Below are 11,986 nucleotides of genomic sequence, written 5' to 3'. Positions count from 1 at the left end.
CATTATGGTGTTGGCAGAATTCAATATTAGTACCTTTAAAATTACTGCGCTGCTGAAGTAGCGCTAACCACTGTGCCGCTGTTCTGTATGTTTTCATCACCTACTCCGAATTTATCATTGAGCAGGTATTTTCAAATAGGCAGATTAACGATGCGAGGTGTGGTTCGCTAGACGGTTACCGTATAGGCAGTTAATAGGACTTTTAAGGAATGGCGTCAGAAGCACTTGATACATCCAAACCCAATGTTAAACATCCTTTAAGCTTTAATGCTTATCAAGCACAAAATAATCAACCTGACGACCGATCAGATGCTATTGATGAAGATGAATCTACCATTGATGTTGAAGATGAACCTTCTACAGCGGAATATATAGAGTTCGATGATGTCATCTTGAATCGTAGAGATAGTATTGTGTATTCAGCATACAAATACAGACTCCTTTCAACCACTGAAATGATTGAATTCCTGTCCAGGAAATTCGATTGTGAACCAAATACTATCTTGGCAGACTTAAGTGCTCTTAGATCAAAAGCAGCATTTTGTGTTCATAAGGAACGGGTGCATAAAAAACTAACTGCAGTTGCAAAACGTAAATTGTATTTTAAAGCCCAATGTGAAAAAGCTATATCTGATGCAATGGATTCATCGATACCTTTTGACTGTGACAAAATAGTAGACCTATCTTTGCGTTATGAACTTAGCCCCAAACAAATTTATGATGAAATCTTGTGTTATAAGCGTATATCGACACAAATTCGCCGGTTAAGAGATCAACATAAGAAGCTACCCGTACTGCGAGCTGTTTTGAAATGCGCAAAGCTTAACTTGGTTTATTGAAAGATGTGGTACCAACGTGTTTGGCATTTGAACTAAGTTCGGCCCAGTTTCAAATAACTCAATATAAATCCAATTAATTATTCGAATTCTTCACACGATTGGTTGTCCTTGATCATTACGTACCCATCTACCAACAAGATAATGCTTATTGCTAGACTTACACCTGTGATTAGCTGCGACATTTTAATGTTTCCCGTGAAGCTAGTTAGCTCATCAGGAATAACCCCCAACAACCCCAATCCAAAAATGACACTTGGCCATAATAATAATGAGCCGAATAACAAAATAAATTTACCAAACAACATTTCTTGCCTCAAAATATTTAGTTTATTAAATTTGGTAAGAGCCTATCGATTCATCTGTATATGGACCAGCGGGGGCATTTGAACGAAAACCTACGGTTTTGACTCCCAGGCCCTCCGCGTAACCGTAGGTTTCCGAATAATCACCCCTTCCCCTCATCTTCAATAAAGTACGTACCATTGGGCAACACATGCTTATAGGGCAATAACGAGATATGGGATAAGGTCTTGTCGTCGATATCCTCCCCCTGCTGCCGGAGCTGCTCAACCACGTCATTTATCTTGATCGTGTTCCAGTACAGAATGGCATTGGATACAAAGCTGAGGCTGCTGGCCTTGTTCATGATTTCCTCATAGTCTCCAGTGGTGAATTCCCCCTGGTCCGCAAAGAATATCCAGCGCGGCAGTTTGTGCCGGTATTCCCCTTTGTTCAGTTGCCGCTGGAAGGTTTGGCGCAGGTCTTTGTCAGTCAGGTACCGCAGAATGTATTCGGTCTTGATGATCCGGCCCAGGTTGGTAAAGGCCTTGGTGAGGCGATCGGAGGGTGAACTATTGGTCAACCGTTGAACGATGACGTGTGCTGGCGCAGTTTTCTGCTTCAGAGAAATGACCACCCGCATCATGTATTCCCATTGCTCCTCAATGATCGACAGATCAGCTGTTTTCGTGAGTAAATGGTTGAGGTCACCGTAATCGACGGATTTGTCGATACGGTATAGCTGCTGATCCTTCAGATCCCGAATACGTGGCATAAAGTAGAAGCCGAGCAAATGACAGAGGGCGAAGACGATTTCAGTGTACCCGTGCGTATCGGTGGTGTGCTCTCGGATTTTCAGAATCGTGTTGTTTTCCAGCAGGCCGTCCAGAACATACAGGGCTTCACGAGGGCTACAGGAAATGATCTTGGTGCTGAACACGGAATATTGATCGGATACGTGGGTGTAGATAGTAGCCGTAATAGCGGGGATAGTATGAAGCCAAGAGACTGTCGGCGCGGATTTTAAAGCGTTGCGCATCTGAAGAGGACAATGTACCGGAGCCATACACCGCACTCAACGGCAGCTCATGGTGTTGATTCACAATTTCAGCACTGGCGTTGACCAGGGTTTCTTCGCGAATATAGTATTGCAGGATATGCCTTAGCATATCGACAGTAACGCCATTGACGCTGTTACTCATGGACACGACGCCCAGGTTTGTGGCTTGTGAAATAATGGCAGCCATCAGGCTTTTGTAAAAGTTTTTGGGTCGTGACTGGTGATGCTGGATAGGGACAAAGTGACGACTGTAATGCGTCATTTGATCCACCTCCATCAGCAGTTGCTCGATGCGTATGCTGGGCATATGTGCATCGATCACCTTTTGCAGTTGGTTGACTTTATCCGGTACGTCCAGCTTGTCGTCACGCTTGAGTTTCAGCCGGCCATTGTGTATCTCGGCGAAATTATCCAGTCCAAAACGCTTTTGCGCTGCTGACACCGCTTCGTGGAACTGGGTTGAAATGGCGGAACGCACTTCGTGCGGCAAAGGCTGCTGTAGCTCGGTATAGACAGTGTGTTTGGTTTCATCCCAGTTGGGCTCGTTCAAGGTCAGATCCCAGAACGACACATGCTGTTTGCTCTGTGGCAAATACAAATCGCCGGAACGCAACGCATCTTTCATCGCGAGAGCAAGACCCATTTCCCAAACATTGCGATTGATGTTGCCGGTTTGATCTTTAAGGCTGCGACGCAGCTCGCGGGGAATGAACGCAGTCGGTGTATTCTCCGGCAGTTTTTTCAGATCGCCGTCATCCAACTGCCGGACGAACTGGATGGCTTTTATCAGTGGCCCAGAACCTTTCGCCACTTCAAACGGTAACCGTATAAAGTCGGAAAAATACTTTCGTAAACTGGGGTAACGGGTCAGCAACAAATCGCAATAGCCGCGTTCTTCCAGGCGTTTAAAAATGTGCAGATCCTCAATGGAGGCCAGCAAGTGTTTCTCGTCAATACGCTGCCATAAGTCATTCTTGTACAACGGCTGTTCCTCCGGCCATTCCAGCAAAACATGCGTGGTATCGAGCACAGCATCGATGGCTTTCTTCTGGCGTTTACGGAATTCCTTGTGCTTTTTGTCGTGACTGTTTCTGGTTTGTCGGCACAGTTCCGTCATGTACTGATCGTGCATTTTGACCAGGTTATCCAGCAGAATCTTGCGGGATTCTAACAGGAAGCACACCATCAGGGCATAGCGCTTGTGGTCTTTGAAGCGTTTCATGTCCTTGGCGGTGTAGCGCTTGGTCAGTCGATACAGGTAGTGAAGAAAAGCGGTATCAATGACCTTTTCCTCGAATTCATTAATGCCGGTGGCCACCAGATTGTCATAGCGCTCCAAATAGCGTTTCAGTGATGAGATTTTGGCGGCCGGTGGATACTCTTTGAGTTGGTTGAAGTAGGTTCGCTGATTACCGTCTGTGGTTTGCAACAGATCGTCGATGGCACCGCGCAGTTCAGGGGACATCTGATCAAACACCTGCTCAAAAAGCTGAGTGTGAACCTGGTTACAAATACGGATGATCTGCCGTTCGATGGTCGAGGGCCCGGGTAACACAATACGGTTCAGCAGCAGGTAGCGCTCTGCCCGGTGAAAAAGTTCATCCGGCAGCAGCCCCTGGCGAGCATGTTCTTCAATCCAGCGGTCCAGATCCGCTTCCGCTTTGTTATCAAACCGCTGAAAGCCCAGATACTTGAGGATGTTGTTCCGATGCTCCAATAGTGTCGCCTCCCGTTCGGGCACGTCCACGGTTAGCGTGGGCGGGAGGTCGAGTTGACTGCTCAGGTAGCTGATTACCCGGGAGGATAGATCATGGAGTTGGTTAAGAAACCGGCCATAGAGACGCATGGCGCACAGTTGGATAGCAAATCCCAGACGGTATTGCTTACGGTACTTGTTGACCACCTGGCAATCGCATCGGCTCAGCGTCCAATCGCGAACCATTTCTTCGTCGGAAAATCGTTGTGGCAGCATTAACGGCTGGTATCGCTGCTGGTTGGTTAAGAACTGCTCTTTGGCTGTCATGGGTTCTCACTTGGGCTCAGTCACGCCAACTACCCCTATAGCGTTGTTTTTATTGATTTTTTTACATTCGTGAGTCGCCATTGTCGCATCTAACAATCAGACGGCATTGTAATCACGAATAGACGATAATAAAATAACGAATAGACGAATTTCAACCATCAATTAGCCGAGCGCTTATTTTATGTACCCACGTTATTCTGAAATCAATGTCAAAGAAGCGCTGAGCGACACCCCGGTGGTCTTTGTGATGGGGCCTCGCCAAGTCGGTAAAACCACTCTGGTGAAGGCGTTGATTGGTGAGATGGTCGCTGAAAACTGGGAATACATTACCCTAGACGATCAGGCCCAGTTCGAAATTGCACAAGCTGATCCCGTCGGGTTCATCCGTAATCTGCCACCGAAACGAATTGCGCTTGACGAGGTGCAGCGCCTGCCTGAACTGTTCGTCTCCATCAAGCAGGCTGTGGATGAACAACGCACGGCCGGTCGCTTTCTTCTGACGGGTTCCGCCAATGCCTTGTTATTGCCCCGGCTATCAGATTCCCTGGCCGGCCGAATGGAGTCGGTTCGCCTGACAACGCTTTCCGAATGCGAGATCCACGGACGACCCCCCAGCTTTTTAAGCAAACTACTGAACCAGGAAGCGCCTTCGGCTCAGGACATTCGTGTGCGGGATCATCTACTGCAACGGTTGATTACGGGGTGTTTCCCCGAGCCTCTGCAACGTGCCAATGAGCGGCGAAGCACCGCTTGGTATCAACAGTACGTCAGTACATTGATCCAGCGGGATATCCGCGATCTGACCCATATCGATCACCCCGATTTGATGGCCAAGTTACTCAAACTCACCGCCTTTTATGCCGGGAAACTGGTTAACCTGACCGAACTGGGCGCTAAACTTGGGCTGGATCGACTGACCATCAAAAAATACATGGCGTTGTTGGAGCAGTTGTTTCTGGTGGAACAGCTGCCGGCCTGGCATTCCAACGAATATAAGCGCCTGGTGAAAACACCCAAACTGCACTCCATTGATACCGGCATGATGTGCGCCGTGCGGGGCCTCAATCGGGAGCGCCTGCTGAAACAGCCAGGTGATTTTGGGTTGGTGCTGGAATCCTTCGTCTACAACGAATTGCGCAAACAGGCGGTGTGGATCGAGGAGCCCTTGAACTTCTACCACTACCGTGACAAGGACAAGGTGGAGGTCGATGTGATCATTGAAAACGCCATGGGCGATTGTTTTGCCATTGAAGTCAAAGCGGCGGCAACCTTGAGCACGAAAGATTTTACCGGCTTGAAACGCTTTCAAAGTGTGGCCGGCAAGCGCTTTAAAATCGGTGTCCTGCTCTACGATGGCGATCATACGACGGCTTTTGGTGACAATCTCTTTGCTGTCCCGCTGGGAGCGCTCTGGTCATGAACGAAAACCACACCATTGGCCAGCTGGCCAAGACAGCAGGTGTCAACGTCGAAACCATCCGCTACTACGAACGCCGTGGTTTGATCCGTCAACCACTCAAACCCGCAGAGGGATACCGTACTTACCCAAACGAAACCTTGGCTCGGATTTTATTCATCAAACGTGCCCAGGAACTGGGTTTTACGCTGGAGGAGATCAACAACCTGCTGTCATTGGGCGAGTCGCATTGCTCGGAAATCCAGGAGCTGGCCGAAGCAAGGCTGGCCAGCGTGCGTGAAAAAATTAACGATCTACACCGCCTGGAACAGGTGTTGGAAGAACTCGTCACAAAGTGTCGGACCAATCCTGATAATGCGGCTTGTCCTATTGTTGAATCCCTCCAACCTGATCCTCGTCAATAAAAGGCATTGGGCTTGACTCCGTACTTTGGTACGGCATTTACACTGATTTCATCAGATCAATAAAGTGGAGTCGGCGATGCCGGGAAAAGAGAGATTCACCAACACAAGGCTGCCTATCATCGGTGGCATTACCGCTGCCATCGGCGCGAGCCTGTGTTGTATTGGGCCTTTCCTGCTCTTGTCACTAGGTATCAGCGGGGCCTGGATTGGTAATTTGACCCTGCTGGAGCCCTACCGTCCCGTATTCGTCATGCTGGTTATGCTGTTGTTCGGTTGGGCGGGCTGGCAGATACATCGACCGGTCGAGGCCTGTGAACCGGGAACCGCCTGCGCTGTGCCGCATACTCGGAAACGGCGTCAAATAGTTTTCTGGATCGCGGTAATCGTCGCGCTGGTTCTTGTTACCAGTACCCACTGGATTCCTCTGTTCGCATGAACACCCTGGAGCTAACCATGCAGAAAATCATTCTCGGTCTCGTATTCACCATCGCCAGCTTCTCGGCCTGGGCCAAGCCACAAACCATCACGCTGGATCTGCCAACCATGAACTGTGCCATGTGCCCGATCACGGTTAAAAAGGCGCTGACCAGGGTCCAAGGCGTGATAGAAGCCGAGGTCAGTTATGAGCATAAGCAAGCCGTAGTGACCTTTGAGGATTCTCTGACCAACGCTGACAGATTGGTCGAAGCGACCACCAATGCCGGTTATCCGTCAACTATTGTAAAAAAGGAAACACCATGATGTCAGAGGTGATTTTGCAGTCCGAGCTGACTTGTCCCGAATGCGGCCATAAAAAAACAGAAACCATGCCCACGGACGCCTGCCAGTGGTTCTACGAGTGTGAACAGTGCCATGTTTTATTGAAGCCGAAGCTCGGTGACTGCTGTGTGTACTGTTCCTATGGCTCGGTACCTTGCCCGCCCATACAGTTCTCACAAGGCAATAAAGACACAGGAACCTGTTGTGGCGGTTAATTGGACCTCGCAAATCTGCATGTTACTCACCCGGTTAAGTCGATAATTTTCCAGTATCAATCCACCTGTCATGATCTCTGGAAGATAAAGGAGCGAGCCTTGGTAAAGCCCCTCTATCAAAACGGTTTCCAATCGACTGTAATACTAATTATATTAATTATGTGATCTAATTGGTCATCAGTTTTTAATCATACAAAATATGAATAATCCCCACATCGCAGCCTTAGTAAAATCGGAGAAAAGTGCACGCAAACGTATGCGCTATCTTGCCTTACTCCATTTCACTGAAGGTCATTCTCGTACCGCCATCGCAAGCATGCTTAAGGTCAGTAGAACCAGTGTCAATCGCTGGGTCACCGCCTATTTAACCCATGGGCTGACTGGCCTTGACGATGCGCCCAATCCGGGCCGTCCTGCGACACTGTCCATCGCACAGCAAGCTAAGCTTAAAGCGTTCGTACAGCACAGAAGTCTATCAGAACAAGGTGGCAGGTTGATGGCCAAGGATGTCGGCCTGTTTATTCAGTCTGAATTTGGTGTGATGTTCAAGCAAGCGAATATCTACCGCTTGTTACATCAACTTGGCTTCTCATGGATTACCACTCGCTCTCGCCACCCGAAACAATCTGAGGCTATACAAGAGGCTTTTAAAAAACTTCCGGATGGCAACGATCCTTAACACACCTGGGCACGTTGCACTCGATCGCATTGACGTTTGGTTTCAAGATGAAGCCCGCTTTGGCCAACAGAATACCACCACCCGTATTTGGGCTGAGAAAGGGACCCGTCCAAGGGCTGTAAAGCAGCAACAATTTGAATCAGCGTATCTATATGGCGCCGTGTGTCCGGCAACGGGGGCGACACAAGCGATTATTGCCCCGCATGCCAATAGCGAATATATGAACGAGCATTTAAAACTGATTTCAACCGCCACCGCATTTGGGCGCCATGCGCTGGTCATCATGGACGGCGCAGGCTGGCATCAACAGGATTTGGCCGATGACTTTGATAATCTGACGCTTCTCAAGTTGCCACCTTATTCACCGGAGTTGAATCCAATAGAGCAGGTATGGCAATGGCTGCGTCAAAATGTGTTGGCCAATCGTTGTTTTAGTGGTTATGACGATATTGTCGAACAGTGCTCTATCGCATGGAATACCTTCATTGAGAAAAAAGCAAGAGTGATAGAATTGTGTACTAGACCGTGGGCAATTTTGACCAGTTAGTTAATGGAATTGGTATAATTTATACTTCTCTTGACTCTATAGCGGCTATAGAGTTTACAATTGCGATCAATAATCATTAGCGATTCATGAATAAGAGAACACCGAGATGTTTGATTGCAGGAACCCACTGTTATTGCAACGCCTGAAACGAGCCACCCTTCATGCCATCATATTTCTGATGCTGCCACTTTCTCTATCTGCCGGGGCGAATGAAGCTGAGATCCCAGACAACGTTACTCAACTCCGGCAACTGGCACAGCTCGCTGAATACATAGGCGTTGATTATGCCGAAGCGGTGAAAAACGGTCAGGTAATTAATGACAATGAATATCAGGAGATGGTGGAGTTTTCACAACTGATTGTTAGCAAGAGCTCGCTGGCCGCCACTGCTGATGCAGAGTCACTCGCAGTGCAAGCAATGGCATTGCAGAGGGCCATCCATGATAAGAAAGGTGTTGATGAGATCCGTCAAATGAGTGCCAGCCTACGCGGCACATTGTTGGGATTGATGCCACATTTATCCCTGCCGGAACGGATATTACCTCAAGAAAAAATCCGGCCGGTATTTGAGACTAACTGCGGATCTTGCCATGGAGTATCTGGTCAAGGTGACGGAGTGCTGGCAGCACAACTCGATCCCGCACCCACGGACTTTACCGATAAAGAGCGGGCATTAAATCGATCAATTTTGGGTTTATACGACGCCATTACCAATGGCATTGACGACACCGCCATGCCATCTTTTCAACAACTAACGGAGCAAGAGCGTTGGTCAATGGCATTCTATGTCGGTGGACTCGCTTTTCAATCCAGCGAACCTACTCACAATGATTTGAATATTACCAAACTGCAGCTGATTAATCACAACCCACTGCAACTGGCAGCAGCACGCCCTGATATAACCCTACAAGCTTTGGAGAGTTTACGCGCTAACCCCTCGGCATTATTCAAGGCATCCCAAGATCCCTTGGCAATCACATGGAATCGACTTCAAGCCGCCCAAAAAGCGCATCAGAAGGGAGATTTTTCAACCGCAAGTGAACTCGCCGTCAGTGCTTATCTGGACGGTTTTGAACTGATTGAAAACAGCCTCGATGCGCATGACAAAGCACTGCGCCAATCCATCGAGTCCAACATGATGGCACTACGACAATTGACCAGCCGCCCCGACGTAAACGGAGAATTGGGTGCGCTAATGACGGAGACGCGGCATTTGTTGGATGACGCACAACGTTTGTTATCAGAGTCCACCTTGTCCGAAGGAACTTTATTCACTGCTAGTCTGGTCATATTGTTGCGCGAAGGCCTGGAGGCATTGCTGGTTATCATTGCCTTAACGACGGTTTTGATAAGAACCGGGCGTCGGGATGCGCTTAAATATGTCCACATAGGCTGGATTGCGGCATTACTTGCCGGTGGTGCCACCTGGATCGCCGCTCAATCGTTGATCACGATCAGTGGTGCCAATCGTGAAATCATGGAGGGAATTGCCGCTTTATTGGCCGCGTTGGTACTGCTCTATGTTGGGATCTGGATGCATAGCAAAACCCAGGCTGCACAATGGCAAGCCTACATTCAGCAACATGTCGATACCCAACTTAAGTCTGGCACCTTGTGGGGGCTGGTGGCGTTGGCATTTGTGGCGGTTTACCGGGAGGTGTTTGAAACCGTATTATTTTATCAATCGCTGTTAACGCAGGCGGTATCAACCCAATATTCTTCTGTTGGTGGTGGCTTTGCGCTCGGTTTGTTGCTGTTAGCCATATTGGCGTGGGTGTTGATTCGCTTTTCCGTCAAGCTGCCGATCGCCAAATTCTTTTCAGCCACCACCTACTTGCTGCTAGCGCTGGCATTTGTCCTGATGGGCAAAGCTGTGTCGGCATTACAGGAGGCGGCCATCATCGGTATGACGCCATTACCTGTGAGTTTTGAGATTGACTGGATTGGCGTCAAATCCACCTGGCAAGGCGTGCTTGCGCAACTTTCGGTACTTCTGGTTTACCTGGTATTTTTAATACTATCCAAATCAAAACGCGCAACATCACCGCCGATAACACAGGCGTCCGATTTCAAGCGCGTAAGTGTTACCGCTTCTGATGCTGATTAGTGGTTAACGTTTGCAAGATGCCGCACTGTTCGATCGTCCTTTCACTGGAGCAGCTGCGGCGAAGTACTTTCAAATGCTCGCGCAGCTGAACCTGCTCCTGAATGCGCGTTTCCACTTGTTGAATGTGCGTATCCATCATGCGATTGACTTGATCACATTGCGCACCCGGTGAGCGTTTTAATGTGAGTAGCTGGCGGATCTCGGACAAACTGAGATCCAGGTTACGACAGAGCTTGATAAATAGCAGCTGTTCGACAGCAGCTTCATCGTAAAGTCGAAAATTGCCGTCACTACGCTGTGTCGTGCACAGCAACTGTTCTTTTTCATAGTAACGGATAGTTTGCACCGAGCAATCCGTCTTTTTTGCCAGCTCGCCAATCTTCATTTATTCAATCTCTGTGCTTGACTCTATAGTAACTATAGAGTTTAAACTGCCCACCTTGGATAGAACAAGGGTTTTTTATGACGACCACATGCGGTGGCAATTGCCAAAATAACGCGACGGAGAACACTCCCCAAATTGCCGAAGTACACGACGCTTCTCATGGCGGCTTTGTTAGTGAGTATCATGTCCCCAAGATGGACTGTCCTTCAGAGGAAGGCATGATCCGTATGGCGTTGGACAGTGTGCATCCTAAAGTCACATTGGAATTCGATACCCCCAAGCGCAAGGTGAGTGTCTACCATGGTGATAACGCTGACCTTATTAAAAAAAGAATGCAATCAGTCGGTCTGGGCGCGAGACTTGTCAGTACAATGCCCGTCGCCAGCGAGTCCATCGCCCGTGCGCAGGCGTCTGCAAAACAGGAGGCAGAAAGAGAAGCTGGCATTCTCAAGTGGCTACTGGCAATCAATGGCATCATGTTTGTCATTGAAATTACTGTCGGCTGGTGGGCGCAATCCACTGGTTTGATTGCGGACTCCCTGGATATGTTCGCTGATGCCGCCGTCTACGGCGTGGCGCTGTATGCCGTAGGGCACAGTGTGCGGATGAAGTTGCGTGCAGCCCATTTTTCCGGTTGGCTTCAGATCATTCTCGCCTTGGGCGCTTTGGGCGAGGTGGTAAGGCGATTAGTATTGGGTAGTGAACCGGTTTCCACTTTGATGATGAGCTTCGGGCTTGTTGCCTTGGCGGCCAATGTGACCTGTCTGCTGTTGATTGCCAAAAGCCGGGATAGCGGCGCCCATATGAAAGCCAGCTGGATTTTCTCCGCCAATGACGTGATTGCCAATCTAGGGGTGATCCTTGCCGGTGGATTGGTGGTCTGGACGGGCTCACGTTATCCAGACTTGGTGATTGGCCTTATCATCGGTTTGATTGTGTTGAATGGTGCGCGCCGTATCTTGCAGCTCAAGTCCTGAGCCGAGCACAATATGAACAACAAGCAATGGTCTTTTTTTGATAACTCGCCAATAAAAATCCTCGACCTGGCTCGCTTTGATAAGCGGATAACAGGTAAACGAAAGGCGCTGGGACAATCGGGGATTGAATCCGTAATCAAGGGTGGACTGCTTCGCAGTTTATTCCATTTCATTGGGGTTATGTTCGGTTTATGAGTCGAAAAGCACTGTCTTATCTGCTGTTACTCTTGATTGCACTGCAATCAGTGACAGCTATGGCTGACGTGCATCCCATTAATTATTCGGATACAGCCCC

General features: G+C 48.7%; 10 protein-coding genes and 1 pseudogene. 9 read left to right on the top strand and 2 right to left on the bottom strand.

Going from position 1 to position 11,986, the window contains the following annotated elements:
- The first annotated feature begins 209 nt into the window (after positions 1-209).
- Positions 210-839, top strand: coding sequence for a hypothetical protein (locus IEY42_RS18755; RefSeq protein WP_188926815.1), 630 nt, complete (start codon positions 210-212; stop codon positions 837-839).
- A gap of 445 nt (positions 840-1,284) precedes the next feature.
- Here IEY42_RS18755 and IEY42_RS18750 read toward each other — a convergent pair.
- Positions 1,285-4,201 (bottom strand): annotated as a pseudogene (locus IEY42_RS18750) (Tn3 family transposase).
- Between the two features lie 181 nt (positions 4,202-4,382).
- On the opposite strand from IEY42_RS18750, the gene IEY42_RS18745 reads away from it, so the two are divergent.
- From IEY42_RS18745 to IEY42_RS18720, 7 genes are all read left to right on the top strand, one after another.
- The gene (locus IEY42_RS18745; protein ID WP_188926814.1) at positions 4,383-5,621 is read left to right on the top strand and encodes an ATP-binding protein; all 1,239 of its coding nucleotides are present in this window, start codon (positions 4,383-4,385) and stop codon (positions 5,619-5,621) included.
- A complete protein-coding gene (gene merR / locus IEY42_RS18740; RefSeq protein WP_140907626.1) occupies positions 5,618-6,022 on the top strand; it encodes a mercury resistance transcriptional regulator MerR in 405 nt (134 codons plus the stop codon). Before IEY42_RS18745 ends, merR begins: the two co-directional genes overlap by 4 nt.
- Before the next feature lie 76 nt (positions 6,023-6,098).
- Positions 6,099-6,458: a mercuric transporter MerT family protein gene (locus IEY42_RS18735; protein WP_140907625.1), complete on the top strand. Its 360-nt coding sequence runs from the start codon at positions 6,099-6,101 to the stop codon at positions 6,456-6,458.
- A 17-nt stretch (positions 6,459-6,475) separates the two neighbouring features.
- Positions 6,476-6,763, top strand: a complete 288-nt coding sequence (merP, locus tag IEY42_RS18730; protein WP_140907624.1) for a mercury resistance system periplasmic binding protein MerP — start codon at positions 6,476-6,478, stop codon at positions 6,761-6,763.
- Positions 6,760-6,996: a GDCCVxC domain-containing (seleno)protein gene (locus tag IEY42_RS22460; RefSeq protein ID WP_427925863.1), complete on the top strand. Its 237-nt coding sequence runs from the start codon at positions 6,760-6,762 to the stop codon at positions 6,994-6,996. Before merP ends, IEY42_RS22460 begins: the two co-directional genes overlap by 4 nt.
- A gap of 199 nt (positions 6,997-7,195) precedes the next feature.
- Positions 7,196-8,222 (top strand): IS630-like element ISSpu8 family transposase gene (locus tag IEY42_RS18725; protein ID WP_188926813.1). Its coding sequence is split into 2 segments (ribosomal slippage): positions 7,196-7,645 and positions 7,647-8,222, totalling 1,026 coding nucleotides; the frame shifts between segments, so codons are not numbered across the junction.
- 133 nt (positions 8,223-8,355) lie between these two features.
- The gene (locus IEY42_RS18720) at positions 8,356-10,329 is read left to right on the top strand and encodes a cytochrome c/FTR1 family iron permease (protein WP_229780175.1); all 1,974 of its coding nucleotides are present in this window, start codon (positions 8,356-8,358) and stop codon (positions 10,327-10,329) included.
- Here the strand turns inward: IEY42_RS18720 and cadR are convergent.
- Positions 10,307-10,714: a Cd(II)/Pb(II)-responsive transcriptional regulator gene (gene cadR / locus IEY42_RS18715; protein WP_188926811.1), complete on the bottom strand. Its 408-nt coding sequence runs from the start codon at positions 10,712-10,714 to the stop codon at positions 10,307-10,309. The genes IEY42_RS18720 and cadR overlap by 23 nt on opposite strands.
- A gap of 77 nt (positions 10,715-10,791) precedes the next feature.
- Between cadR and IEY42_RS18710 the strand changes: the two genes are divergently transcribed.
- Positions 10,792-11,691 (top strand): cation efflux transmembrane domain-containing protein, encoded by a 900-nt coding sequence (locus IEY42_RS18710; protein WP_188926810.1) that lies wholly within the window; start codon positions 10,792-10,794, stop codon positions 11,689-11,691.
- Positions 11,692-11,986 lie beyond the last annotated feature (295 nt).

It is taken from the genome of Shewanella algicola (assembly GCF_014648035.1).
GTDB lineage: Bacteria > Pseudomonadota > Gammaproteobacteria > Enterobacterales > Shewanellaceae > Shewanella > Shewanella algicola.
This window is presented reverse-complemented; position numbering and strand designations above follow the sequence as displayed.

Coding starts and splice junctions, on each gene's coding strand:
- IEY42_RS22460 (WP_427925863.1), top strand. CDS start 6,760: ATGATGTCAGAGGTGATTTTGCAGTCCGAGCTGACTTGTCCCGAATGC.
- IEY42_RS18745 (WP_188926814.1), top strand. CDS start 4,383: ATGTACCCACGTTATTCTGAAATCAATGTCAAAGAAGCGCTGAGCGAC.
- IEY42_RS18710 (WP_188926810.1), top strand. CDS start 10,792: ATGACGACCACATGCGGTGGCAATTGCCAAAATAACGCGACGGAGAAC.
- cadR (WP_188926811.1), bottom strand. CDS start 10,714: ATGAAGATTGGCGAGCTGGCAAAAAAGACGGATTGCTCGGTGCAAACT.
- IEY42_RS18735 (WP_140907625.1), top strand. CDS start 6,099: ATGCCGGGAAAAGAGAGATTCACCAACACAAGGCTGCCTATCATCGGT.
- IEY42_RS18755 (WP_188926815.1), top strand. CDS start 210: ATGGCGTCAGAAGCACTTGATACATCCAAACCCAATGTTAAACATCCT.
- merP (WP_140907624.1), top strand. CDS start 6,476: ATGCAGAAAATCATTCTCGGTCTCGTATTCACCATCGCCAGCTTCTCG.
- merR (WP_140907626.1), top strand. CDS start 5,618: ATGAACGAAAACCACACCATTGGCCAGCTGGCCAAGACAGCAGGTGTC.